26 protein-coding genes and 1 tRNA gene are annotated in these 24,325 nt (G+C 49.1%); 7 read left to right on the top strand and 20 right to left on the bottom strand.

What is annotated here, in order from left to right:
- The 15 genes from FHC49_RS24545 to prmB all read right to left on the bottom strand — a co-directional run.
- The coding region (locus FHC49_RS24545) for an IS1 family transposase (protein ID WP_097491765.1) at positions 1–58 on the bottom strand (58 nt) is incomplete at its 3' end.
- 33 nt (positions 59–91) lie between these two features.
- On the bottom strand, positions 92–310 hold the full coding sequence (locus FHC49_RS00340; protein ID WP_220438217.1) for a hypothetical protein: 219 nt from the start codon (positions 308–310) through the stop codon (positions 92–94).
- 82 nt (positions 311–392) lie between these two features.
- Positions 393–878 (bottom strand): type II secretion system F family protein, encoded by a 486-nt coding sequence (locus FHC49_RS00345; RefSeq protein WP_220438218.1) that lies wholly within the window; start codon positions 876–878, stop codon positions 393–395.
- Between the two features lie 17 nt (positions 879–895).
- A complete protein-coding gene (locus tag FHC49_RS00350; RefSeq protein ID WP_220438219.1) occupies positions 896–1,306 on the bottom strand; it encodes a hypothetical protein in 411 nt (136 codons plus the stop codon).
- Positions 1,303–2,592, bottom strand: a complete 1,290-nt coding sequence (locus FHC49_RS00355; RefSeq protein WP_185669541.1) for a CpaF family protein — start codon at positions 2,590–2,592, stop codon at positions 1,303–1,305. Before FHC49_RS00355 ends, FHC49_RS00350 begins: the two co-directional genes overlap by 4 nt.
- A 43-nt stretch (positions 2,593–2,635) precedes the next feature.
- On the bottom strand, positions 2,636–3,769 hold the full coding sequence (locus FHC49_RS00360) for a hypothetical protein (RefSeq protein WP_220438220.1): 1,134 nt from the start codon (positions 3,767–3,769) through the stop codon (positions 2,636–2,638).
- A 13-nt stretch (positions 3,770–3,782) separates the two neighbouring features.
- Positions 3,783–5,189 carry a type II and III secretion system protein family protein gene (locus FHC49_RS00365; RefSeq protein ID WP_255581003.1) on the bottom strand — a complete coding sequence of 469 codons (1,407 nt, stop codon included), beginning with the start codon at positions 5,187–5,189 and terminating at the stop codon, positions 3,783–3,785.
- Positions 5,190–5,291: 102 nt separating this feature from the next.
- Positions 5,292–6,263 (bottom strand): hypothetical protein, encoded by a 972-nt coding sequence (locus tag FHC49_RS00370; protein ID WP_220438221.1) that lies wholly within the window; start codon positions 6,261–6,263, stop codon positions 5,292–5,294.
- 312 nt (positions 6,264–6,575) lie between these two features.
- Positions 6,576–6,803: a Flp family type IVb pilin gene (locus FHC49_RS00375; protein WP_220438222.1), complete on the bottom strand. Its 228-nt coding sequence runs from the start codon at positions 6,801–6,803 to the stop codon at positions 6,576–6,578.
- A gap of 459 nt (positions 6,804–7,262) precedes the next feature.
- Positions 7,263–7,538 (bottom strand): YfcL family protein, encoded by a 276-nt coding sequence (locus tag FHC49_RS00380; RefSeq protein WP_220438223.1) that lies wholly within the window; start codon positions 7,536–7,538, stop codon positions 7,263–7,265.
- 27 nt (positions 7,539–7,565) lie between these two features.
- Positions 7,566–8,111: an elongation factor P hydroxylase gene (locus tag FHC49_RS00385; RefSeq protein ID WP_220438224.1), complete on the bottom strand. Its 546-nt coding sequence runs from the start codon at positions 8,109–8,111 to the stop codon at positions 7,566–7,568.
- A complete protein-coding gene (locus FHC49_RS00390; RefSeq protein WP_185669535.1) occupies positions 8,111–8,920 on the bottom strand; it encodes a sulfite exporter TauE/SafE family protein in 810 nt (269 codons plus the stop codon). The genes FHC49_RS00385 and FHC49_RS00390 overlap by 1 nt, the downstream gene beginning before the upstream one ends.
- On the bottom strand, positions 8,920–9,744 hold the full coding sequence (gene mepA / locus FHC49_RS00395) for a penicillin-insensitive murein endopeptidase (protein WP_220438225.1): 825 nt from the start codon (positions 9,742–9,744) through the stop codon (positions 8,920–8,922). The genes FHC49_RS00390 and mepA overlap by 1 nt, the downstream gene beginning before the upstream one ends.
- A 2-nt stretch (positions 9,745–9,746) precedes the next feature.
- A complete protein-coding gene (aroC, locus tag FHC49_RS00400) occupies positions 9,747–10,832 on the bottom strand; it encodes a chorismate synthase (protein WP_185669533.1) in 1,086 nt (361 codons plus the stop codon).
- 43 nt (positions 10,833–10,875) lie between these two features.
- Positions 10,876–11,808, bottom strand: coding sequence for a 50S ribosomal protein L3 N(5)-glutamine methyltransferase (gene prmB / locus FHC49_RS00405; RefSeq protein WP_220438226.1), 933 nt, complete (start codon positions 11,806–11,808; stop codon positions 10,876–10,878).
- A gap of 167 nt (positions 11,809–11,975) precedes the next feature.
- Here prmB and smrB point away from each other — a divergent pair, with 167 nt between their 5' ends.
- Entirely contained in the window at positions 11,976–12,527 is a 552-nt protein-coding gene (gene smrB / locus FHC49_RS00410; RefSeq protein WP_185669531.1) for an endonuclease SmrB, read from the top strand.
- An 85-nt stretch (positions 12,528–12,612) separates the two neighbouring features.
- On the opposite strand, the gene sixA is transcribed toward smrB, so the two are convergent.
- The 4 genes from sixA to FHC49_RS00430 form a co-directional block, all read right to left on the bottom strand.
- A complete protein-coding gene (sixA, locus tag FHC49_RS00415; RefSeq protein WP_220438227.1) occupies positions 12,613–13,098 on the bottom strand; it encodes a phosphohistidine phosphatase SixA in 486 nt (161 codons plus the stop codon).
- Between the two features lie 187 nt (positions 13,099–13,285).
- Entirely contained in the window at positions 13,286–15,436 is a 2,151-nt protein-coding gene (gene fadJ, locus FHC49_RS00420; protein WP_220438228.1) for a fatty acid oxidation complex subunit alpha FadJ, read from the bottom strand.
- Entirely contained in the window at positions 15,436–16,746 is a 1,311-nt protein-coding gene (gene fadI / locus FHC49_RS00425; RefSeq protein WP_220438229.1) for an acetyl-CoA C-acyltransferase FadI, read from the bottom strand. The genes fadJ and fadI overlap by 1 nt, the downstream gene beginning before the upstream one ends.
- Positions 16,747–16,931: 185 nt before the next feature.
- Entirely contained in the window at positions 16,932–17,216 is a 285-nt protein-coding gene (locus FHC49_RS00430; RefSeq protein ID WP_185669527.1) for a YfcZ/YiiS family protein, read from the bottom strand.
- 372 nt (positions 17,217–17,588) lie between these two features.
- Here FHC49_RS00430 and fadL point away from each other — a divergent pair, with 372 nt between their 5' ends.
- The gene (fadL, locus tag FHC49_RS00435) at positions 17,589–18,887 is read left to right on the top strand and encodes a long-chain fatty acid transporter FadL (protein ID WP_220438230.1); all 1,299 of its coding nucleotides are present in this window, start codon (positions 17,589–17,591) and stop codon (positions 18,885–18,887) included.
- Between the two features lie 63 nt (positions 18,888–18,950).
- Here the strand turns inward: fadL and mlaA are convergent, their stop codons facing one another.
- The gene (gene mlaA / locus FHC49_RS00440; RefSeq protein ID WP_185669525.1) at positions 18,951–19,706 is read right to left on the bottom strand and encodes a phospholipid-binding lipoprotein MlaA; all 756 of its coding nucleotides are present in this window, start codon (positions 19,704–19,706) and stop codon (positions 18,951–18,953) included.
- A gap of 288 nt (positions 19,707–19,994) precedes the next feature.
- On the opposite strand from mlaA, the gene FHC49_RS00445 reads away from it, so the two are divergent.
- The 5 genes from FHC49_RS00445 (at position 19,995) to FHC49_RS00465 (ending at position 24,292) form a co-directional block, all read left to right on the top strand.
- Positions 19,995–20,936, top strand: a complete 942-nt coding sequence (locus tag FHC49_RS00445; RefSeq protein WP_220438231.1) for a formate/nitrite transporter family protein — start codon at positions 19,995–19,997, stop codon at positions 20,934–20,936.
- A gap of 75 nt (positions 20,937–21,011) precedes the next feature.
- Positions 21,012–21,083, top strand: a tRNA-Arg gene (locus FHC49_RS00450).
- A 344-nt stretch (positions 21,084–21,427) separates the two neighbouring features.
- Entirely contained in the window at positions 21,428–22,405 is a 978-nt protein-coding gene (locus tag FHC49_RS00455; protein WP_185669523.1) for a TRAP transporter substrate-binding protein, read from the top strand.
- A 62-nt stretch (positions 22,406–22,467) separates the two neighbouring features.
- On the top strand, positions 22,468–22,977 hold the full coding sequence (locus FHC49_RS00460) for a TRAP transporter small permease (protein WP_185669522.1): 510 nt from the start codon (positions 22,468–22,470) through the stop codon (positions 22,975–22,977).
- A gap of 28 nt (positions 22,978–23,005) precedes the next feature.
- Positions 23,006–24,292, top strand: coding sequence for a TRAP transporter large permease (locus FHC49_RS00465; RefSeq protein ID WP_185669521.1), 1,287 nt, complete (start codon positions 23,006–23,008; stop codon positions 24,290–24,292).
- The last annotated feature ends 33 nt before the right edge of the window (positions 24,293–24,325 follow it).

Genomic DNA, 24,325 nt, shown 5'->3' on the forward strand with positions numbered 1-24,325 from the left:
TACGCACCACCCCGTCAGTAGCTGAACAGGAGGGACAGCTGATAGAAACAGAAGCCACTGGAGCACCTCAAAAACACCATCATACACTAAATCAGTAAGTTGGCAGCATCACCGGCAGCGCCATTACTATAAATAAAACAGCCTTTATTTTTATGTTTTGGTCCAATGCCGAAGAGGCAGAAATGATTTTACTATTCTTTTTAAATGTTTTATCTAATTGCGATTCAATTAAATTGCTACCATAGGAAAGAATATTTTTCGGGTCATCTTTTCTAGCGGAAAAGTTAATTAGCTTTTCTACTTTTTTCATCCTCCGCTGCCGATAGATAAGTAACAATATACTTCTCATTCCAATTGCAAATAAAACACAGAAAAAAGCATATATCATTAGTTTATCCCACCTTATTCATCATCATCCATACCAACCATATTCCGGTTAATATACTACCTACAGCGTAATACAGTATAAATCGTCCTGAATCTGTCCCTATTAATATGTCAAAGTTATCTGGTGAAACAAATTTTATAAAGAAGAAAAAGAAGACTGGTATAATCACAAGCACTTTTACCGACATCCTGGCCTCAGACGTCATGGCGATTTTTTTTCTTTCCAAGGCTTTACTTGCAGAGATCAACATAGTTAACCGAGTCATCACTTCGCTAACTTGCCCACCACCTTTTAAATTTATTAATACCGTTATTACAAATGAAAAGTACTCACTGTAGGGGTAGCGATAATAGGAGTCCATAAATACACGTTCTGGTTCATCGCCAATATCAAGTCTCATTAATACTCGCTTAAATTCCTGTCCAAAATCGCTATTGATTACTCGTGCACATTCTTCGAACCCTTGTAATACCGGTCGCCCTACTCTCACGGAACTATTAATAATATTTAATGCCTCTGCAAAATCACGTTCAAATTCAGTTCGACTTTTTTTTCCTGCTTAACATAGAGAATATACGGTATGATAATCATCACGATTATTGCAATAGTAAGGTTACCAAACTGTAAGAACTCGGCATTGATATATAAAGCTCCCGTCACACCCGCAAATGTAATAGCTGCAGTTTTAACAAGTAGCTCGCTATTTTTACCAATAAGGTTCCTACGAACTTTTCCTAAAACCAATTTTGCATTGTTAGCTAGATTGGAAATTATGATGTTTTTCTGTGTATCCTCGTGGCTGGCAATGATGTTCGTTGATAATATTTTACTCTTTATATTTTTTGAGTTTTTTGCAGAAAAGTATATTTGTGCAATACCTATTAAGAGAAAAATGGTTGAAACAAATACTATAATCATGACACTTTGCTCCCAAATAGTTGCCGTAAAGGTTCAAGATAGCCATGTACTAACGCTTGCCTATAAACTGCAGAACGTTGAAGAAGACCATTGCAGGTGAATGTACCTGTAATCATTCCATTAGCATCTCTTTCAGGATTGGCAGTGAAATTAAAGATATCCTGTAGAATAATATTTTCGCCTTCCATCCCCATTAATTCAGATATATTTGTTACCTTTCTTGAACCATCGGGTAAACGTGATGCCTGCACGACAATATTTACCGCCGTCGAGATATTACGACGAATAGCGATTAGCGGAAGCGCGGCATTAGCCATCATGACCATACTCTCTAATCGAGCTATCGCATCCCTTGGATTGTTTGCGTGCAGCGTTGACATGGAACCATCGTGCCCAGTATTCATCGCCTGCAGCATTTCAAAAGCTTCCGCACCGCGGCACTCACCGATGATAATGCGATCGGGCCGCATACGCAGGGAGTTAATTACTAGATTTCTCATATTAATCTGCCCCTGATTTTCTGACCCAGCAAGCCTTGTCTCTAGCCTCAACACGTGTGTTTGTTGCAGTCTTAATTCTGCCGCATCCTCAAGCGTTAATACACGTTCACTTTCTTCAATATATTGTGACATCGCGTTCAACAAGGTTGTTTTTCCTGATCCTGTCCCTCCCGATACAATAATATTGACCCGGCAACGGCTGGCAATAACCAAAAAATTTGCCATTATTTCATTCATGCTTCCGAACTTTATTAACTCTCCCAGCGTTATATTTCCTTTACCGAATTTTCGTATCGACATTGACGTGCCATCAATAGATATCGGTGAAATAACAACGTTCAAGCGACTTCCATCAGGCATACGCGCATCAACCAATGGTTGTGAATCATCGATGCGCCGCCCCACCTTACCGACAAGTCTCCTTGCGATATCTGTTAACTGTTCATTATTGATAAACTGTTTTTCAGATAACTCCAGACGCCCCTTTTTTTCAACAAAAATACGGTTAGGTCCATTGACGAGAATATCACTGATCGAATCATCTTCCATCAGTTCTCGTAACGGTCCATATCCCGTTATTTCATCAACGACCAGTTCACACAACTCTTGCCGCTCAGGGGCAGAGAGATAATTTTCTGTACGGTTGCCATTAATCACCGAGCGAATAACAGAATTCACTTCATTAAGAAGTTCTGATCTATTTTCTTTTATACTGTCAATCTGCTCAAGATCAATACTTTTAAGAACTTCCTGTCTAAAATAGACAAATGAACTCGATTTATTCATAAGAAATCATCCATGAGTGATTTTCTGAACTAATACTAAAATGTCATTTTTTCTTAAAGAGGGACAAAAATCGTATGCCACTCTTTTTGCTACCAGAATTATCTCTATCATTGATACCAAGCATTTTTACCGCAAAGTTTTGAATTGCGTTATTTTTATTTGTTTGTTTCATGTCTTTGAGATACGAATGAATAATATCGATTTTTTTACCAAGATAGTTTTCAATATCCTCATTTGATAACTCATCCGGCCTTGCAAGATGGTTTTCATTCAATATAATAATATTTTTTGACAACTCCTTCACATTTTCTGGAGTAGGTGAAATACGCTCGAACTCATCAATAATCAGACGTGCATTACGTACCGAAGCTAGCTCTCTGGTAACTACAATAAACATAAAATCAGTACCAGGGACAATTACTGTTAATTTATCCCTGACCTGGGTCGTAACATTATGATCAAAAATAACAATATTATAATTTCGATAATCAGGAGCATCGAATTGCCATAACTCCTCTTCTGTGGCGATTTTAATTCCCTGATGATTGTTAAGATGAGTGATAACACCATCGCGTGCTAACGATGTATCTGCGATTAAATCCAGATCTGGCGTTCCAGTGTGGCCCTGAACCAAAAGTATGGGGAAATTACTCAGCTCACTAAAAGCTTTAAATAGCTTCCAGGCCAACAGTGAAGTACCACTCCCTCCCTTACACCCAATGACGCTAATTTTTTGCGTATAGCTCGAAGTTTCAGAAACCTCATTGACCTTTTTTAGCGCATTCCCAACCATCAGTATTTGTGATTCAAGGTGTAAATAGACAGTACCAATTCGCGTCATTTCATCACAGAAACGAATAGAATCAGTATCACCGACAAATATTTTTTTGGTTGTTATTGGAAATAAAAATTTCATTTTTTGTTCAATAATTGATATGTCATTAAAACCTTCAAGGTCTATAACAATATAATTACATGATGGTATAATCTTCCCATCAGTTATATCACAGAAATAAGCATTAACGCGTGTTACTTCCATCCCTGTACTCATTCTTATTTGAGTTGCCAGGCCTGATGCTATATTTTCCCGCGTTGTAATAATTGCAATATTTTCCGTTCCTGATGAGCCGGCACTGCTTTCGACATTTTTCTTATTAATTTTAGTTAAATCTAACATAGCGGTAACCTACCTATCTAATAAATCCACCGTGTGAAATAAACCCTCGGCCATCATTATTCTCCAGCCTATCTTTGTGTTCTTCAGCAACACCAACGTTAAAGAAAAGCTTATCAACAGAGGTTCTATGGAATTGAGGGACTGGCAGTTTATAGCTTTCGGATGCAGATACAGGTTTAACTAATTTTACGGTGGCAAAAACGACTAATTCACTTTTTTCCCGCTCGGATTGACTGCTGCGAGCAAACGCGCCAAAAATAGGAATATCGCCAACATAAGGAACTTTGGATAAAGATTCTCGGTCGGTTTCACTTAATAAACCGCCGATGACAAAACTATCGCCGTCAGCAAGTTCTATCGTTGACTGTGTTCTTCGCGTATTGATTGTTGGAATGGAATAAGAGTTATAGGTATAGCTTCCCGTAACGTTACTAAGTTCATTAGAAATAAATAGGCGGATTTTGTCGCTACGATTTACCTTTGCACCAATGTTAAGTCGGATACCGTATTCTTTATACTCCACAGAAGTAGAACTATCGCCACCGCTATCCACTACAATTGGAATTTCGCCACCAACCAGGAAGCTAGCGTATTCTCCCGAAAGTACGGTTAAATTTGGCTGTGCGAGTACCCTAGCGATACTATCATTTTTAACGGCATTGATTACTGTACTAATGTTTCCAGCATCAAAGCCACCTTTAAAACCAATCAAACTGAAAACACCTGCGGAATTTGCCGCACTACCACCGTTGATAATACTATCAAGCGTCAAGCTGCTCCACTCGATACCCAGTGCATCCGTAAAGTTCTTCGTGACCTCAACCACAGTCAGTTTTACGTTAACCTGTTGCGACGTTGAGAGCACGGTCATGCGGTCGATAACATTTCCCCACTGTCTTTTAGTCAGGTGGTCAATCTTATTATCCCCTCCATCCTGTGAACTCCAACTGACCTCTCTATCTTTTTTATCATCACCAACCAAACTTCCGACGGTATAATATATCTCATCCCTGATTTCTTCAGTCGCGACATCACCTTTTATGATATATGTCAGTTTTTCCCCGCTCATATATCTTTCAATTTTTATATTTGTTCCTGGATACTGTTTATTTATCCTCGCCGTTAACGTTCCCCCAACAGAATCTACAGTTACGGTGATAAACCTTAAAACCTTACCTTTTGCGCCATAAATCGTAAGGTCGGTATTTCCTGATTTTTTAGCATATAGAACAACTTTTTTACCATCAATGACTTTGTAATCTGCAATATCTGGGTTAGATATAAATACCGTATCGATTTTTTGCCCTGATGTGATATTTTTTGCTTGCCCTTCCTTCAAAATCATATCTTCTGCAAATGATGAGCTAATCGCGAAGGGTAATAACAGCAAAAGTATAAATACTTTAAGTATTTTAAACATACTACATCCTCTCGTTATTGTATGGGTTTAAAATCCATTTAGATATGTCTTTAATCTACGTAAGAGTAATACTCCGGGATGCTACCTATAGATTTAATTATTTCATTTTTTATTTTCAATCTCGGTGCTAGCAGCACTAGTCCCGCGATATTCTCTTATAGAATCTATTGTATTCTGAGGTTCTTGTACTATATTTTCTACCACTATAGGAGCCGGTGCTGGTGAATTTGTAAATAGAATATCCCGGTTATCGACCGGCCACTGCCCCTCACTTCCAACTAATACTGAATGTTCAAGACTCATATCGCCGCGATTTTTGTTCGTAGGGAACAGATAGATAGACTTATTTTCAAGACCTTTTAAAGTCATGACTTCAGCTGGTGACAATTCGACTAAAATATATCCCTCATTATCTATAGGACTGCTTTGGTCAACGATCTTCGTCATTTTTGACGCCTGCGACGTAATCGATAGTATTTTTTTATCTTTCATTATTAACTTAAAATGTTTATTATTGATACTATCCGTCGTATCGGCAGTTGGTATCGATTCTTTCTGCCCATCATCCTCCCTACTTTCTCTCAATATGTAGGCAAGATAGATATCGACTCCTTCTCCAGCACGAACATTAGTAAAAAGGTAGCTGTCTGATTTTTGAATAGCAAAACCATAAACAATAGTTCCAGGTTTAGCCGACATTTGGATATATTCATCACTTCCCGGTGCGACTAATACTGCGGTTGGTATTTTCCCCCCCGTTGCAACATCATTCTTAACCATCCAGTTATCAATATCGTTAACCGAAAATTTCTTTACCTCTTCGCTATCTTTCTCTACCTGCACCGTCTCTAACCTGAAATCCTCAGAGGTTAAACGCATCCCTTTTTTTAGCTCTTTCCGGGCTACGGCAACCGTTATACTTTCCTTTGGTTTTTCATTTGCTTTAACCAGCGCTGATTCATCAGTGTTAGGTTGCACTGCTTTATTGTTATTTGCGGTATAATAAACAACCATTCCAATAATGCCGATGATTACCATGGCAATATTAATTATTAATTTGTATTTTTTGCTCATTGATATCCTCAGAATTAACGTTTGTAACAATTCATTCCCTAGTTAATGAATCTGGAATCATGAATAACTACTGGTTATTAAATTTATAGTTTGAAATAATAGATAGAAGTGGATAACTTGCGAGCGCATATTCACTATGTGAATAATAAATATAGCGATGCATAGCTACCGCACGAACTGTACTGTGATACAGCCCCTTTGGCATATGTATAAAACTTATGTTTAAAAGTATAATTCCATTGTAAAAATACAGACGGCATATGACGCCGCCTGTATTTTTACTTGCAGCAACTTAGCGTTTAAACACCATGCTTACTTGATATTAGTACTCACCACAGCTGTTGCTTTGGTGAATAAGCTATTTATCATCGATTGAACCTGCCCCTTATCACCAAACACAACGGCTACTACTGCTGCTACGCCCGCCAGTACGATGGCATATTCAACTGCGGTAACACCATTTTGGTCTTTACAAAAACCACGCATTTTCTGCAGGCCAACACTTCCCAGAACGTAGGTTTTGATCATTAAATCATTCATTTCATTTATTCCTTTATTAAACATCCCAATAATATTTATTGATTCTATTGTTCCAGCCACATATATAAGGCATGTCTGGAGCGTCAAATATTATATTCTTACACTTGGCTAAAAGCTTAACAGAGGTTTTTTTTTAGGATATTATTTATATAGCAAGAGTGAATTAGTGATTTAGGTATAATTATTAGGCGCAAAAATATATTAGCCAACTAGCTTGTTGATAAGAATATGTATTTTATTTTTCTGCAAAATATGAATGTGGATAGATAATTGTTCATATCATTTTTTTTGACTGTTTGTGCTATTCATCTTATGCACACAATATAATAATTCAACACCACCTGCGTTTTTGCTGCAAACATAAGCGCATATCGCGAAGACAAAAAACCCCGCAAGCATTCGTTACTTGCGGGGCTTTACAGTATGTCATCTATAACCTGGACAGTTATCTCAAAGACATTACCGTGTACCTTTCTGGAACAGCGAGTCCCACATCGACTTAACCAACGCCTGGTCACGCGGCGTGAGTTCGCCCGCCCCAATAGCCTTTTCCAGACTCCCTGCTACAGTGCGATAGACGGCCTCTGCGGAATGGTCGTCGCCCTCTTCCAACTCCGCTACCGCGAGCGTTAAATGGCCGCGCAGATAACCGCTGGCAAACAGCTCATCATCACTGGCGTGCTCCACCATGTCATCAATTAACGCCAGAATGCGTGCTTCAAACTCCGCGATCATCTTCTTTCCTCTTTCGGTAACATGGCTTTAGAGATCTTCCGGCCATGGGAATTGTTCCGCCGTTAGGGTCGGCGTATGGTAATAATCCTGTAGTGCTTTGATAAACGCCGCCGGGCGCGACGGAATGCCTTGCGTCAGATAGGTCATCACCTGCGCGTGTACACGCCGCTGGAAGACGATACGGTCCGGTTCAAAGTCACCTTCCAGGTTGTCGCAGCTAACGTTGAACGGGAAGCCCGCCGCCACGCAGAACAACCAGTCAAACGCCTGCGGCTTCACCTCAACGTCTTCAAACTGCCCCTGGGTTTTGGCATCGCGCCCGTCCGGGCAGTACCAGTAACCAAAATCAACCTGTTCACGTCTTGCTTTACCGGCAATACACCAGTGTGAGATTTCATGCAGCGCGCTGGCGAAAAAGCCGTGCGCGAAGACGATACGGTTATAGGGCACCTCGGCGTCCGCTGGAAGATAAATAGGTTCGTCGTCACCTTTAATCAGACGAGTATTAAACTCATCGGCAAAGCAGCCATCGAAAATCGTCACCAGCTGCTGGTAATCGTGTGTGTTCGTCATTAATTCATCCCTAACCAATGCATAATCTGCTGTCCATGGCTGTCATACAGCAGCTTCGCGCTCATCACTGCGGAAACCACCACGATCATCGGGCGAATCAGCGTCTGCCCTTTACTTAGCACCAGACGGGAACCCATACGAGCACCGAAAAACTGCCCAACCATCATCACAAAGCCGGTTGCCCAGATCACCTTGCCACCAATAATGAATAGCAGCAGCCCCCCCACGTTAGAGGTAGCGTTAAGAACCTTGGCGTGTGCGGTAGATTTAGCGAGGTTGAAACCCATCAGCGTGACGAATGCTAACGCGTAGAAAGACCCTGCGCCGGGGCCAAAAAAGCCGTCGTAGAAACCGACGCAGCCGCCGGCCACTAGCGCGAACGGCAGACCATAGAGGCGCTGTTGGCGGTCAGCTTCGCCAAGCTTCGGCATCAGCAGGAAATAAAGACCGATACCTATCACCAGCAGCGGCAGAATTTGGCGCAAGATTTCCGACTGCACGTATTGCACCAGCAGCGCACCGGTCATCGAGCCGATAAAGGTCATCAGGATATTGAGCTTTTGGTCCGCTAGATTTACCACTTTGCGGCGAACAAAATAGAGTGAGGCGGATAGCGAACCGCCACAGGCCTGCAGCTTGTTGGTTGCCAACGCCTGCGCGGGCGGCATGCCTGCTGCCATTAGTGCCGGTACGGTCAGTAAACCACCGCCGCCCGCCAGTGAATCAATAAAACCCGCCAGAATCGCAGTAAAGAAAAGGACCACCAGCATCAGTGGTTCAACCATAAATAGTGCGGAGAAGCTGTCCATTAGAGTACGTGTTCGTCCAGTAGCGCCTGGCAGGAAGGCGGCAACGGAGGAGGCGTCTTCTTCACAGGCTTAGTGGCGCCAGGTTTTGGCGGTTCAAACCAGCTTTGCAGTTCAGCGCCGCAGCCGTCTCCAGCCGGGGGCAGTGCCTGCTCTTCACACTCAAGGCTGTTCGCAGGGCACTTCAGGCGGACGTGCATATGCGCACGATGCTGGAACCACGGGCGAACTTTACGCAGCCAGTCGCGGTCGTTACCCGCGTCGAGGCAAAGCTGTTGTTTAATAGCTGGGTTAACAAAAATGCGCGTCACTTCACGGTCTTCGGCAGCGAGCTTAATCAGTTGGCCGATTTCCGGTTTCCACAGCGTCGGGACCACGTGTTTACCATCCGCGCTGACTAAATCCAGCGCCTGGGGTTTCAGCAATTGGGCTGAACTCCAGCGCGCCTTCGGTAGCTGCAGGAAAATATCGACATCCAGCCCGCTCTGGTGGCTGGCGTGTCCGCCGTTAAAGCGCCCACCGGCAGGCATCCCCATATCACCAATCAGCATCGTGCCCATCCCATGCTGCTGTACCTGGTTGCCCAGACGCTGGATAAACTGCACCAGATCCGGGTGACCAAAGTAGCGGCGCTGGTCGGTACGCATCACCTGATAGGTGTCTGATTGCAGCGGTAGCGCCTGTGCGCCCACGATACAACCGTTGGCAAACGCGCCAATAGACTGCGCGCTGCCGCTGATAGGCTGGGTGATTTTCTGCCACGGCGTTGCCGCCAGCGCCGTGCCGCTGGCCACCAGAGCCAGCAGCGCAATAACGGTTTTTTTCATGTTTACCAGCGTGGAATCGACGTTGTCACATCGGCGTTCTGCGCGCGTTGGCGCATAAAGTGATCCATCAGGACAATCGCCAGCATCGCTTCAGCAATGGGTACCGCGCGGATGCCCACGCAAGGATCGTGACGACCTTTGGTGATCATCTCCACTTCTTCGCCAAAGCGGTTCAGCGTTTTGCCCGGTACAGTAATGCTGGAAGTCGGCTTCAGCGCAATATTCGCCACGATCTGCTGACCGCTGCTGATACCGCCCAGAATGCCGCCCGCGTGGTTGCTCTGGAAACCGGCTTTGGTGATTTCGTCGCGGTTTTCGCTGCCGCGCAGTTTCACCACCTCAAAGCCATCGCCAATCTCCACGCCTTTCACCGCGTTGATGCTCATCATCGCGTGGGCGATGTCCGCATCCAGACGGTCAAACACCGGTTCGCCAAGGCCTGCAGGCACGCCATCCGCCACTACGGTCACCTTAGCACCAATAGAGTCGCCCTCTTTTTTGAGGCCGCGCATCAGTTCGTCCAGCGCTTCAATCTTATCCGGGTCCGGGCAGAAGAACGGGTTCTGTTCTACCTGATCCCAATCTTTGATCGCCAGCGGAATGTCACCCATCTGGGTTAAACAACCGCGAATAACGATACCGAATTTCGCCGCAAGAAATTTCTTGGCAATCGCCCCTGCCGCTACGCGCATCGCCGTTTCACGGGCAGAAGAACGGCCGCCGCCGCGATAGTCGCGCAGGCCGTATTTCTGTTCGTAGGTGTAGTCTGCGTGCCCCGGACGGAAGACGTCTTTAATGGCGCCGTAGTCCTGCGAACGTTGATCGGTGTTTTCAATCAGCAGACCAATGCTGGTACCGGTGGTCACCCCTTCGAACACGCCGGAGAGGATTTTCACCTGATCCGGTTCGCGACGCTGGGTGGTGTAACGCGACGTGCCCGGGCGGCGACGGTCAAGGTCGTGCTGCAGGTCAGCTTCGGTTAACGGGATGCCCGGAGGCACACCGTCAACGATGCAGCCCAGCGCGATGCCGTGCGACTCGCCAAAGGTCGTTACACGAAAGAGTTGTCCAATTGTATTTCCTGCCATCACGACTCCGTTATCGTTGTTCTGTTGTTGCGTGCTGGATTAATCAGTCTTTGTACTGGGCGAAATGATCCTGCGCGGCAATCAGCTGCGCTTTGGTCAGCATAAAGACGCCGTCACCGCCGTTATCAAACTCGAGCCAGGTGAACGGAACATCCGGGTATTGGTCCATCAGATGTACCATGCTGTTACCCACTTCACAAATCAGAATACCGTCGTCGGTGAGGTAATCCGGCGCGCAGCCGAGAATACGACGGGTCAGGTGCAGGCCATCTGCGCCGGAAGCCAGACCCAACTCCGGTTCGTGGCGATATTCTGACGGCAGGTCAGACATATCTTCTTCATCCACGTACGGTGGGTTGGTGACGATCAAATCGTATTGCAGCTGCGGCGCATCACGGAACAGATCGGAACGGATCGGCGTGACGTTATGGATCATGCCGTGTTCTTCAATGTTGAATTCGGTGACGGCCAGGGCTTCAGGGGAGACGTCAATGGCGTCCACTTCCGCTTCCGGGAAAGCGTAGGCGCAGGCAATCGCGATGCAGCCGCTGCCGGTGCACATATCAAGAATATGCTCAGGACGATGGTTAATCAGGCCCGCAAAGCGGTTGTTAATCAGCTCACCAATGGGGGATCGCGGCACCAGCACGCGATCGTCAACGTAGAATTCGTGGCCGCAGAACCAGGCTTTGTTAGTCAGGTATGCCACCGGAATACGCTCGTTCACGCGACGGATCACGCGTTCAACGATCAGCTGTTTTTCCGTGGTGGTCAGGCGCGCGCTGCGCATATCTTCTGGAATATCCAGCGGCAGGTAGAGCGTCGGCAGCACCAGTTGCACCGCTTCATCCCACGGGTTATCGGTGCCGTGACCGTACCAGATCTCGGCCGCGCTGAAGCGGCTTACCGCCCAGCGGAGCATGTCCTGAATGGTATGCAGCTCATTGACTGCTTCATCAACAAAAATCTTATCCACATTGTCCTCCAGGGGCATGCGTCGGGGTAAATTCGGCGGCTAGTTTGCCATGAAGGCGGCGATAAATCAGCATTCTTGCGTAGGGTGCGGGGAAAAAAGCGTTTTCGCTGCAGGGAGCAGCGTGAAAAGGTAAACTAAGGGAAAAGGCGAATTGAGAAGAATCAATAATGAAGAACAAAAATTCACTGAGCGAGGAGGATCAGGCACTCTTCCAGCAGCTAATGACGGGCACCCGCAAAATTAAGCAGGACACCATCGTGCATCGCCCGATACGTAAAAAGATAAGCGAAGTGCCGCCAAAGCGCCTGTTACAAGAGCAAGCAGACAACAGCCACTACTTTTCCGACGAATTCCAGCCGCTGCTCAATACCAACGGCCCGGTCAAATACGTGCGCGAAGATGTCAGCCACTTTGAGTTGAAAAAGCTGCGCCGAGGTGACTATTCACCGGAGCTGTTTCTCGACCTGCACGGGTTAACGCAGATGCAGGCCAAGCAGGAACTGGGCGCGCTGATTGCCGCCTGTCGCCGGGAACATGTGTTCTGCGCCTGCGTGATGCACGGCCACGGCAAGCATATTCTGAAGCAGCAAACGCCGCTGTGGTTGGCTCAGCATCCGCACGTGATGGCGTTTCATCAGGCATCGAAAGAGTACGGTGGAGATGCCGCGCTGCTGGTGCTGATTGAAGTGGAAGAGTGGCTGCCGCCAGAACTCCCCTGACAGATTCCCGGAGTCGGCGTAAACGCCTCGTCCGGGCTACAGGGAAAATTGACATTACCCAGCCATCAAGCTGGGTAAAAAACGATTAAATCGCTTTCGCCATTTTCAGATTGCACGGGCTCATTTGCCAGTTCAGGACACCTTGTCCGTTAGCGTCAAGGGTGACGCTGGCAATGGCGGAGGTGGTAAACATCGGCGGAACTTCGCCTGGGCACAGTTCAGCAACCAGATAACCCACCAGCGGCAGGTGAGAAATCACCAGCACCGATGAAGTCCCTTCATTGGCTAACGCCTGAAGATAGGCGCTGACCAGGCCGATATCGCCGCATGGCGTGAGCTCAGGCAGAACATCCACCTCTTTTGGCAGGTTAACGCACTCCCCTACCACTTCGAGCGTCTGCTCCGCACGCAGGAACGGGCTCACCAGAACACGATCGATATTCACATTTTGGTCTTTCAACCAGGTTGCCATCTGACGAGATTCATCACAACCACAACCGGTGAGAGGACGAACCGAGTCACTGGCTGCATCGAGGGCAGCGTCGCCGTGACGCATAATAAAAACTTGCATATTGCACCGCTTTTGTTGACCAGAAGCACCAACGTCACCATAACGGTGACGCGGTAGCCGGGCATTGTGCCTTATCCATTCACTGAATGAAACGCTGATTTTTACCTTACTGGTGTAAGTATAGTCAACATCCGTTTACAAAATAGCCAAAAACCATGCATTTCATCTGGGTTCAATACCTTTGACCTCAGCTCAGTGAATCTGTTTCATCACCTGGCCAAAAGGTATCGCCGCGCTCCGCCCGCTGCACGAGTGCCTCGCATGGGGTAAATCGCGAACCATACTGTGTAGCCAATCGTTGCAACCGGGCAACTACCTCACCCGCGCCTAATGAATCCATATAGCGCAGCGGGCCACCGAGGAACGGTGGAAAACCAATGCCAAAGACCGCGCCGATATCGCCGTCACGGGCGCTACGGATCACGCCTTCATCACGACAACGCGCCGCTTCATTCAGCATCAGCATCACGCAGCGTTCAGCCACTTGCTCAGCCGAACACTGGCTACGCCGAGCCGACATTCCCGGGAGGGAATAGACCGCGCTATCGACCTGTTTCTTGCTTTTACGCCCTTTCGCACCATAAAGATAGAAACCGCGACCATTTTTTCTACCTTTGCGATCGTCATTCAAAATTGCCTGAATCAACGTTGCAGGTGCGCTAAAACGCTCGCCGTAGGCGGCTTCAAGAATAGGCAGAATTTTGGTGCCGGTGTCGATACCTACTTCGTCGAGCAACTGAATAGGCCCAACCGGGAAACCAAATTTAACCAGTGCATTATCAATATGTTCAACATTTTCACCGTCCACCAGCATGCGCATGGCCTCGGCGATATAGGGCGCAAGAATGCGGTTAACGTAGAATCCCGCTTTATCTGCGACCACAATCGGCGTTTTGCCCTGTTTCTTGGCAAGCTTCACGGTGGTCGCAATTGTCTGCTCTGAGGTTCCAGCATGGGGAATTACCTCGACCAACGGCATTTTTTCAACCGGGCTGAAAAAATGCAGGCCGATAACCTGTTCAGGCCGTTGGGCCAAGGCTGCAATATCGCCAATCGGTAAAGATGAGGTATTCGAAGCAAAAATAGTGTGTGGCGCGCAATACTGTTCAATCTCACCCACCATCTTCTGCTTGAGCGCTAAATCTTCAAATACCGCCTCTATCACCAGATCGCGATGGGCAAAACCCCGGTAGTCGGTGCTGCCGGAGATCAGCGCCAGTTGTGCGTCACGCTCCGCTGCTTTCATATGGCGACGGCGCACTTTTTGTTCAAGCTGATCCCAGCTGTACTTCAACGCATGGTTAATCCCGTTGGCGTTAATATCTTTAATGCGTACTGGCAATTTGCCTTTTACCGCTGTGACATAGGCTATGCCGCCACCCATTAATCCACCGCCCAGCACGCCTACCGAACGCAGCGGGCCAGGAGCAACAACGGCACCGGGATCTTTTTTGATATCGGTACTAGCAAAGAAAATGCTACGCAGCGCTTTAGACTGCGGCGTCATTGCCAGCTCACCAAACGCGCGCGCTTCCGCCTCGTAGCCGCTGTTCACGCCGTGCGCCAGGCCGGTTTCAATAACCTGCAGAATTTTATCGGTCGCCGGGTAGTTACCCTGGGTTTTTTGTGCCGTCTTTTTGGCGGCCATGCTAAACAGCAGATTGCGCCCCAGCGGCCCCGCCAGAATGCGCTCGCGTACCGGCAAACGACGATGTTCGTGGTGCGGTTTACGGGCGTACTCCGCTGCAGCCTCCAGCAGAATTGAGTGCGGCACAACCTCATCCACCAACCCGGCTTTCAGCGCCTGACGAGCACGAAGCTGCTTGCCAGTGAGAATCATATCCAGCGCCGTGCTGACGCCAATCAAACGCGGTAAACGCTGGGTGCCGCCGGATCCCGGCAGCAGACCAAGCTGTACTTCCGGCAATCCCAAAACGGTTCGCCCATCGTCTGAGCAAATACGCGCATGGCAGGCTAACGCCAGCTCCAGCCCGCCACCAAGACAAGCTCCGTGTATCGCCGCGACTACAGGGATCGACAGGCTGTGAATTTCAGCCATCACCTGCTGCCCCTGACGGGCGAGGGATTCCGCTTCCTGTGCGCTTTTACAGCGGCCAATCATATTAATATCCGCCCCGGCGATAAAGTTATCTGCCTTCGCGGAGATCAGCACCACGCCCTGCAGCGCTTTGTTTTCTCTGATCTGTTTGAGGATCGCACGCACCTGGCCACCAAACTCAGCCTTCAGGGTGTTCATCTTTTCATCAGGCACATCAATCGTCACTACCGCCACGTTGTCCGGGCGCACGGTGAGCGTAAATGCGGATTTCATTTCCATTATTCAGCCTCCAGAACCATTGCCGCACCTAACCCGCCCGCCGCACACGCCGTCACCAGCCCGAACCCACCGCCACGGCGGCGCAGTTCGTTCAGGGTTTGGGTGATCATACGTGCGCCGGTCGCCGCAAACGGGTGACCGTAGGCAATTGAACCGCCCAGGACGTTGAATTTACTTTCATCAACCTCACCGGTAGCGTGGCTGCGCCCGAGCACTTCGCGGGCAAATTTTTCGCTCGCCAGGCACTGAATATTCGCCAGCGTCTGAGCGGCAAAGGCTTCATGCATATCGATAAGCGTGAGGTCGGCAAAGGTCAGCCCTGCGCGATTCAGAGCCAGCGGCGTGGACCACGCCGGCCCCAGCAGCATATCCTGCCAGACATCAATGGCGGTAAAAGCGTAGCTGCGCAGATAACCCAACGGCACCAGCCCCAACTCTTTCGCACGGGATTCGGTCATCAGGATAACCGCAGCCGCACCGTCGGTTAACGGCGTGCTGTTGGCCGCCGTCACCGTGCCATGCTGACGGTCAAATGCTGGACGCAGCTTGGCGTAATCGGCAAGCGTAGAGTTTGCACGGATGTTGTTATCCTGCTCCAGCGGGTTGCGGTACGGCGGCGAGTAGGCCGTCATGACCTCATCAGTCAATTTTCCAGCCGCCCAGGCCTGCGCCGCCAGTTGATGCGAGCGGTTAGCCAGCGCATCCTGCTGCTCACGGGTGATGCCGTAGGTTTTCGCCATTTGCTCCGCGGTGTCACCCATCCGCAGGCCGGTCGAGTATTCCGCCACAGCCGGAGGCACCGGCATCAGGTCACGCAGGCGCAGTCGAGAGAAGAGTTTGAGTTTCTGGCCCAGGGTACGGGCTTTGTTGGCATCCACCAGCGTACGCGCCAGTTTTTTGCTCACGCCGATAGGCAGCACCGAGGAAGAGTCGGCCCCGCCCGCAATCCCGGCGCGGATGGTGCCTGCCATCAGGCTTTCCGCAACGTTTGCCACCGCCTGGAAGCTGGTGGCGCAGGCACGGCTGACGCTGTAGGCATCGGTATGCACATTCATGCCGGTACCCAGCACAATTTCACGAGCGATATTCGGCGCGGCGGGCATCTGCACCACCTGGCCAAAGACTAACTGTTCGATAACGTCAGGGGAGATTTCGCTACGGGCCAGCATTTCACCCACGACCATTTTACCGAGGTCGACGGCGGGAACGCCGTGAAAAGCGGTCGCCTGTCGGGCAAACGGGGTACGTAATCCACTGACTATAGCAATGCGTTCGCCCTGACGGGTGATAAGCGGTAACGCCTGACTCATAACTCTCCCCTGTTAACGGAATAAAATCAAGTGGTCTGACCTGATAACAGTTTTAACTAATTTATTACACTTAGCCAATCGGGGAGAGAAAAAATTGGGAGCTAAAACACACTGAGAACAAAAGAAAACGCCCCTGTTACCAGCGTAACAGGGGCGTTATTTAACGTCGTTGTGCAGGGGCGCGATTAACGCAGGCCCAGCTGGAAGATCAGCGTTTCAGCTTCGCAGGCGAAGACAAAATCGATATCCAGCTGCACGCCGCCTTCGACTTCTTTGAAGTCAGCGGTAATTTTGCAGGGTTCAGATTCTACGCTACGGGCTTTTTCTGACAGCGCGGCCAGCGTTGCTTCTGCGTCGGCACGGTTGGCGAATACACGGCTATAGGAAGCGGTGCAGTCGGAGTTGTCCATAATGGTACCCACGTCCATGCAGCAGCAAACCGGGGTTTCATCAGCACTACATTTGCTCATTGTAGATTTCCTCTGTTTTGTGCACTCAAGGTGCCAGATAAACGATGAGCATATTTTACGTCCACCCGCTTTTCGCCTCCAGTCGAGAATGTGATCTCTGACGTTAAGTGACCGAAATCACAATTAAAAATGATCTAAAACAAATTTAGTGTTTCTCCCCCTATGACAAGACCCGCAATTTTGCCAACCAGATCCCGTTTCAAACAACATCTCAGAAAAAATTAATAAACAATATTGCAACATACCAGCTGGTCAGACCTATACTCTCGTCACTGGTCTGATTTCTCTGTCGTAGTCCAGCCCCTACACTTCGCGCTTCTGTTACTACATGTAACATTGTTTGTATAAAAATAACTCAATGAGGTTATGGTCATGAGCCAGAAAACCCGTTATACGAAGTCTGCTCTTGCTGTCGCAGTGGCACTTGTTTCAACTCAAGCCTGGTCCGCAGGCTTCCAGCTAAATGAATTCTCAGCCTCTGGTCTGGGCCGTGCCTATTCCGGCGAAGGTGCTATCGCAGATGATGCGGGTAATGCTAGCCGTAACCCGGCGCTGATTATGATGTTCGACCGCCCGGAGTTTTCTATCGGTGCGGTGTTTATCGATCCGGATGTAAATATCTCGGGTACCGCACCAAAAACGAAAAAAAGCACCGATGCCGATAATATTGCACCAACCGCATGGGTTCCTAACATGCACTTCGTTATGCCTATTAACGAACAGTTTGGCTGGGGCGCTTCGGTAACCTCCAACTATGGTCTGGCGACCGAATTCAATAATAACTATGCTGCTGGCATGTATGGCGGTACGACAGACCTTCAGACCATTAACCTTAATCTGAGCGGTGCCTACCGCCTGAGCAGCAACTGGAGCTTCGGTCTGGGCTTTGATGCTGTCTACGCCAAAGCAAAAATTGAGCGTTACGCTGGCGAGTCAAGCCTCTTATTAGGCCAAGTACCTGGGTCTGGCGTTACTGGCTACGATTCTCAAATTGCCTATCTTAAAGGTGATGAATGGGGCTATGGCTGGAACGCAGGTATCTTATATGAGCTGGACAAAAATAACCGCTGGGGTCTGACGTACCGCTCTGAAGTCAAAATCGACTTTGACGGCGATTATAAGAGCTCAATTAATAGCCAATATAACGGTGGATTACCTGCAGGTACACCATACGGCACCAGCGGCGCCACCATCCCTGGCTCTCTGACCCTGAACCTGCCTGAAATGTGGGAAGTCTCCGGTTATAACCGCGTCGATCCGCAGTGGGCTATCCACTACAGCATCGCCTATACCAGCTGGAGCCAGTTCCAGGAGCTGAAAGCTACCGGTTCAAACGGCCAGCAACTCTTCTATAAAGAAGAAGGCTTCAAAGATGCTTACCGTATCGCACTGGGTACCACCTACTACTACGATAAGAACTGGACCTTCCGTACCGGTATCGCATTTGACGATAGCCCGGTTCCAGCAGATAACCGTTCTATCTCCATTCCAGATCAGGACCGCTTCTGGATTAGCGCCGGTACGACCTATGCCTTTAACGATGACGCTTCTATCGACTTCGGCGCATCCTATATGCACGGTCAGGACGTCACCATTAAAGAAGGCGACTACACCTTCAAATCCGAAGGTAAAGCCTGGCTGTTCGGTACCAACTTTAACTATCGCTTCTGATATCCTGCCGACATAAAAAAAGGGTGAACATCACGTTCACCCTTTTTTATTGCCATCAATCCGCTATTCGGAATCGATATCTTTCAGGTCACCCTGAATTGCCTGCGCGTTCGGGTTCTCTTCCGGCTTCAGCTTACCGCCGCTGGCGATAAAGTCATGCTGCTGGAAGTAGGCTTCACGCACCATAATGTACGGATCGGAAGACTGGCGCAGCAGACCGTCGGAGTCGAGCAGCTGTGCACGCGTTTCTACCCCTTCAACCATCCACTTACCGATAGACATCGGCCAGGTCAGCCAGGAGAGAACCGGATAGGTGGTATCCGCGAAATCACCACCGTCTTCACGCAGCGTGAAGCTGCCGTAAAACGGCAGTTGCAGATACGGACCATAGCCTACGCCGTAATGGCCCAGCGTGCTGCCAAAGCGGTGCGGCTGGACGCGCTGCAGTTTCGGGTTAGCCATACCCGCCACGTCGATAAAGCCACCCATCCCCAGAATAGTGTTGAGGAAGAAGCGGGTAAAGTGCACCATCCCCTGGTACGGGTCGCCCTGTAAGAAGTAGTTCACCATCGTCGCTGGCTCTTCCAGGTTGCTGGTGAAGTTACTGAGGCCATTACGCGCAGGTTGCGGAACATAGTCACGCCAGGCGACGGCGACTGGACGAACGACATACGGGTCCAGCACGTTGAAGTTGAAGCTGTACATCGTGCGGTTAAAACCTTCGAAGGGGTCTGAACGCCCCTGCTGTTCTGTACCGGAACTCGCACAGCCCACCAGCAGTGTCGTCCCGAGCGCAAGCGCCGACAGGCGAAGCTTCATAAATGTCTCCCTGTTGATTATGGCTATCGCTGATTGCCATCCATGCGGCACGTTTACGTATCCGCCTGTTTAGATGTGAGCGATTGTAACAGCCCATCGGACGATGTCTATATAGCCAAGTTTTGTTGATTTTATCATAGCCTGGTAAAGCCGGGGCTGCGGCACGCCATGCCTGCCTGGCGCAATTAAATCTTTGCAATAACGTCAGTATTTCAGAATAGCGCCAAACCTGCATTGTCTGTAACCCGCTACGCTTAGGCTATATGTGCTTATTTCAGGGCCACCGCGATGGATGAACTCAAAAGAGAGACCATAGACCGCCACCATGACGAAATAGCAGTTGAAAGCGAAGAAAAACAGCAAGGGAAAAGCATTGAAGTGAATGAAGACCGGCTCCCCTCTCGCGCCATGGCGATTCATGAGCACATTCGCCAGGAGGGCGAAAAGGAGATGGAGCGTGATGCAATGGCACTGCTGTGGTCCGCCATCGCCGCCGGGCTATCGATGGGCGCATCGTTGCTCGCAAAAGGTATTTTTCACGTTCAGCTTGAGGGCCTGCCCGGCAGTTTTCTTCTTGAGAACCTTGGCTATACCTTCGGTTTTATCATCGTCATTATGGCCCGCCAGCAGCTCTTTACCGAAAATACCGTCACCGCCGTACTGCCCGTGATGCAAAAACCGACGTTGGGCAACGTTGGTTTACTGATGAGGCTGTGGGGGGTGGTGCTTCTCGGGAATATTATCGGAACGGGAATCGCAGCATGGGCGTTTGAATATATGCCTATTTTTGATGAACCGACGCGCGATGCCTTCACCAAAATCGGCATGGACGTGATGAAGAACAGCCCAATAGAGATGTTTTCAAACGCCATTATATCAGGGTGGCTGATTGCGACGATGGTCTGGATGTTCCCTTCCGCAGGGGCGGCAAAAATCGTGGTCATCATCCTGATGACCTGGCTTATCGCGCTGGGAGATACCACCCATATTGTCGTCGGCTCGGTCGAAATACTCTATCTGGTATTCAGCGGCACGCTCCACTGGGGGGATTTTATCTGGCCTTTCGCCCTGCCAACTCTCGCCGGCAATATCTGCGGTGGCACCTTTATTTTCGCCCTGATGAGCCATGCACAGATCCGTAATGATATGAGCAACGCACGTAAGGAAAAAGTGCGCTTAGCGTCTGAACAGGAAGGAAAGCGACAAAAAGATGAGAAGAATCAACTCTGAATGGCGAGTGTTTGAGCAGTCGAGCGGCCGAGCACTTACCCAGGCGCACAAAAAACGCTATACTCGGCGCGCTCTGTCCCCTTAGTTAAATGGATATAACGAGCCCCTCCTAAGGGCTAGTTGCAGGTTCGATTCCTGCAGGGGACAAATCCCTCCCTCTCCAGCCGTAAACGTCCCAACAACTGCAATTACACAGCCCTACGACTTTTATATTATTACTCACAATATAAATAGCCACCTAACATACAAAAAACAAATCCAAGTTTATCAACCTGCCAATAAGTCGATCCCACAAACACTTTTGAAACATTGTTCCAAATTCATACTTTCGACATCATTTTTTGTGAACATCGTCAGCGAAATAATTGGTTACATTCATTAACCTGCACAACGAGCAGCATTAAGACCCTTTTTCACTGCCCTTTCCCAGGGGCGGTTCTTACTCTGTTTTTCTCTATTAATGGATATTAATACGTGTCTGGAGAAGGAAAATGAAATTGACAAAAACACTGTTAAGCTTGTGCATTGGTTCGACCTTAATATTGACTGCCCACACGGCTCTCGCGCAAACATTACGCGCCGCTGACGTCCATCCCGCCGATTATCCGAACGTAGTCGCCGTAAAACATATGGGGGAGAAACTCAGTACCGCGACCCAGGGCCGTCTTGATATTAAAACCTTCCCTGGCGGCGTTCTCGGCGATGAAAAGCAGATGATTGAGCAGGCGCAATTAGGTGCGATTGATATTATCCGTGTATCCATGGCCCCGGTTGCAGCGATTCTGCCTGAGATAAACGTCTTTACCCTGCCCTATATTTTCCGTGACGAAAACCATATGCATCAGGTACTTGATGGTATGATTGGACAGGAAATTGGCGATCGTCTGACCGGTAATAGCAAGTCTCGACTGGTGTTCCTCGGTTGGATGGATGCCGGTACTCGTAACCTCATCACCAAAGAACCGGTCGCCAAACCGGAAGACCTTAAAGGGATGAAAATTCGCGTACAGACCAGCCCGGTAGCGCTGGATACCTTAAAAGCGATGGGCGCTAACGCCGTTGCTATGGGAACCAGCGAAGTGTTCAGCGGCATGCAAACCGGCGTCATTGACGGCACGGAAAATAACCCGCCAACCTTTGTAGCCCATAACTATTTACCGGTAGCGAAAAACTATACCTGGAGTAAACACTTTATTATTCCTGAACTGTTCCTGTTTTCAAAACCAAAATGGGATAAGTTGAAAAAAGAGGACCAGCAGTTAATTCTCAATCTGGCGAAAGAGGCGCAGATGGAACAGCGTCAACTTTGGCAAGTCTATAACGAAAAATCCCTCGAAACGATGAAGGCCAACGGCGTTCAATTCCATAATATCGACACCGAATACTTTTATAACGCTACTCAATCCGTGCGCGATAAATACGGTAAAGACCATCAGGATTTAATTAAGAAAATTCAGGACGTGAAGTAATCGTTCGGGCGGGTGAACCTGTTCATCCGCCTCAGTTCCATTATGTCTTCGAGGTTATGATTATGGACGAACGCTATTCGTCATTGATGGATATTATCTATCGTATCTCCATGTGGATTGCCGGGCTCGCGCTGCTGGTCATGGTTGCCGTTATCCCCGTAGGTATTTTTGCCCGCTACGTGATGAACAGCGCCCTCTCCTGGCCTGAACCGGTTGCCATTTTATGTATGGTGACTTTTACCTTTATCGGTGCCGCCGTCAGCTATCGCGCGGGCTCCCATATTGCCGTCAGCATGGTCACCGACCGTCTGAGCGAAGGTGCGCGCCGCGTCTGCCTGATCCTGGCCGACCTGATGCTGATGGCCATCAGCCTGTTTATCCTCTGGTACGGCACCCTGCTGTGCTACGAGCTGTGGGAACAGCCGGTGGCGGAATTCCCGCTGCTCACCGCCGGAGAAAACTACCTGCCGCTGCCAATAGGTTCCGCCATCACCCTGCTTTTCATCATCGAAAAGCTCTGGCGTGGCCCACAGTATCAGCGCCCTGTCGTGATGCTGGGTTCCACCAGTTAAGCCCCGGTTATTGAGAAAAGGAATACAGATGGACGCATTTATTCTCGTCTTTACGCTCGGCATTATGCTGGCAATTGGGGTACCGGTGGCTTTCGCCGTGGGCATCAGCGCCATTATTGGCGCCTGGTATATTGATATCCCGCTGGAAGCGGTGATGATTCAGTTAACCAACGGGGTCAATAAATTCTCGCTGCTGGCGATTCCGTTCTTTATTCTCGCCGGGGCGATTATGGCCGAGGGCGGCATTGCCCGCCGACTGGTGAACTTCGCCTACATTTTCGTGGGCTTTATCCGCGGCGGCCTGTCGCTGGTGAATATCGTCGCCTCAACCTTCTTTGGCGCCATCTCCGGCTCATCCGTGGCGGACACCGCGTCGATTGGTTCGGTGATGATCCCGGAAATGGATAAAAAGGGCTATCCGCGCGATTTCGCCGCAGCGGTTACCGCCAGCGGTTCGGTGCAGGCCATCCTGACGCCGCCAAGCCACAACTCAGTGATCTACTCACTGGCAACCGGCGGCACGGTCTCCATTGCCGCGCTGTTTATTGCCGGTATTTTACCGGGGCTGCTGCTGAGTTTAAGCCTGATGGTGATGTGCGTATGCTTCGCCCGCAAGCGCGGCTACCCGAAAGGTGAACGTGTGCCGTTCCGCCAGGCGCTGAAGATTTTCGTCGATACCCTCTGGGGGCTGATGACCGTAGTCATCATTATGGGCGGGATCCTCTCCGGTATCTTTACCGCAACGGAATCCGCGGCCATCGCCTGTCTGTGGTCGTTCTTTGTGACGATGTTTATCTACCGCGACTACAAATGGTCCGAGCTGCCAAAACTGATGTACCGCACGGTAAAAACCGTCACTATCGTCATGATCCTGATTGGTTTTGCCGCCGCTTTTGGCGCCATCATGACCTATATGCAGCTGCCAATGCGTATCACCGAAGCCTTCACCAGCATCTCCGATAACAAGTATGTGATTCTGATGTGCATTAACATCATGCTGCTGCTGATCGGCACTTTGATGGATATGGCACCGCTGATTCTGATCCTGACGCCGGTGCTGCTACCGGTGACCAATGCGCTGGGCATCGACCCGGTTCACTTCGGGATGATTATGCTGGTTAACCTGGGAATTGGTCTGATTACGCCGCCGGTCGGCTCGGTGCTGTTCGTTGCCAGTGCGGTCAGTAAGCAAAAAATCGAGCAGGTGGTAAAAGCCATGCTGCCGTTCTACGGCGTCCTGTTCCTTATCCTGCTGCTGGTTACCTATATTCCAGAAATTTCGCTGTTCCTGCCTAAACTCTTCGGGGTGATGTAAAACACCACAGAGGCGACGATTCCGTCGCCTCTC

The organism is Kluyvera sp. EC_51 (assembly GCF_019584505.1).
GTDB classification, from domain to species: Bacteria; Pseudomonadota; Gammaproteobacteria; order Enterobacterales; family Enterobacteriaceae; genus Kluyvera; species Kluyvera sichuanensis.

Bases quoted from the DNA above. Each gene is read 5' to 3' on its own strand.
- FHC49_RS00340 (WP_220438217.1), bottom strand. From the start codon at position 310: ATGAAAAAAGTAGAAAAGCTAATTAACTTTTCCGCTAGAAAAGATGAC.
- FHC49_RS00350 (WP_220438219.1), bottom strand. From the start codon at position 1,306: ATGATTATAGTATTTGTTTCAACCATTTTTCTCTTAATAGGTATTGCA.
- FHC49_RS00355 (WP_185669541.1), bottom strand. From the start codon at position 2,592: ATGAATAAATCGAGTTCATTTGTCTATTTTAGACAGGAAGTTCTTAAA.
- FHC49_RS00360 (WP_220438220.1), bottom strand. From the start codon at position 3,769: ATGTTAGATTTAACTAAAATTAATAAGAAAAATGTCGAAAGCAGTGCC.
- FHC49_RS00365 (WP_255581003.1), bottom strand. From the start codon at position 5,189: ATGTTTAAAATACTTAAAGTATTTATACTTTTGCTGTTATTACCCTTC.
- FHC49_RS00370 (WP_220438221.1), bottom strand. From the start codon at position 6,263: ATGAGCAAAAAATACAAATTAATAATTAATATTGCCATGGTAATCATC.
- FHC49_RS00375 (WP_220438222.1), bottom strand. From the start codon at position 6,803: ATGAATGATTTAATGATCAAAACCTACGTTCTGGGAAGTGTTGGCCTG.
- FHC49_RS00380 (WP_220438223.1), bottom strand. From the start codon at position 7,538: ATGATCGCGGAGTTTGAAGCACGCATTCTGGCGTTAATTGATGACATG.
- FHC49_RS00385 (WP_220438224.1), bottom strand. From the start codon at position 8,111: ATGACGAACACACACGATTACCAGCAGCTGGTGACGATTTTCGATGGC.
- FHC49_RS00390 (WP_185669535.1), bottom strand. From the start codon at position 8,920: ATGGACAGCTTCTCCGCACTATTTATGGTTGAACCACTGATGCTGGTG.
- mepA (WP_220438225.1), bottom strand. From the start codon at position 9,744: ATGAAAAAAACCGTTATTGCGCTGCTGGCTCTGGTGGCCAGCGGCACG.
- aroC (WP_185669533.1), bottom strand. From the start codon at position 10,832: ATGGCAGGAAATACAATTGGACAACTCTTTCGTGTAACGACCTTTGGC.
- smrB (WP_185669531.1), top strand. From the start codon at position 11,976: ATGAAGAACAAAAATTCACTGAGCGAGGAGGATCAGGCACTCTTCCAG.
- sixA (WP_220438227.1), bottom strand. From the start codon at position 13,098: ATGCAAGTTTTTATTATGCGTCACGGCGACGCTGCCCTCGATGCAGCC.
- fadJ (WP_220438228.1), bottom strand. From the start codon at position 15,436: ATGGAAATGAAATCCGCATTTACGCTCACCGTGCGCCCGGACAACGTG.
- fadI (WP_220438229.1), bottom strand. From the start codon at position 16,746: ATGAGTCAGGCGTTACCGCTTATCACCCGTCAGGGCGAACGCATTGCT.
- FHC49_RS00430 (WP_185669527.1), bottom strand. From the start codon at position 17,216: ATGAGCAAATGTAGTGCTGATGAAACCCCGGTTTGCTGCTGCATGGAC.
- fadL (WP_220438230.1), top strand. From the start codon at position 17,589: ATGAGCCAGAAAACCCGTTATACGAAGTCTGCTCTTGCTGTCGCAGTG.
- mlaA (WP_185669525.1), bottom strand. From the start codon at position 19,706: ATGAAGCTTCGCCTGTCGGCGCTTGCGCTCGGGACGACACTGCTGGTG.
- FHC49_RS00445 (WP_220438231.1), top strand. From the start codon at position 19,995: ATGGATGAACTCAAAAGAGAGACCATAGACCGCCACCATGACGAAATA.
- FHC49_RS00455 (WP_185669523.1), top strand. From the start codon at position 21,428: ATGAAATTGACAAAAACACTGTTAAGCTTGTGCATTGGTTCGACCTTA.
- FHC49_RS00460 (WP_185669522.1), top strand. From the start codon at position 22,468: ATGGACGAACGCTATTCGTCATTGATGGATATTATCTATCGTATCTCC.
- FHC49_RS00465 (WP_185669521.1), top strand. From the start codon at position 23,006: ATGGACGCATTTATTCTCGTCTTTACGCTCGGCATTATGCTGGCAATT.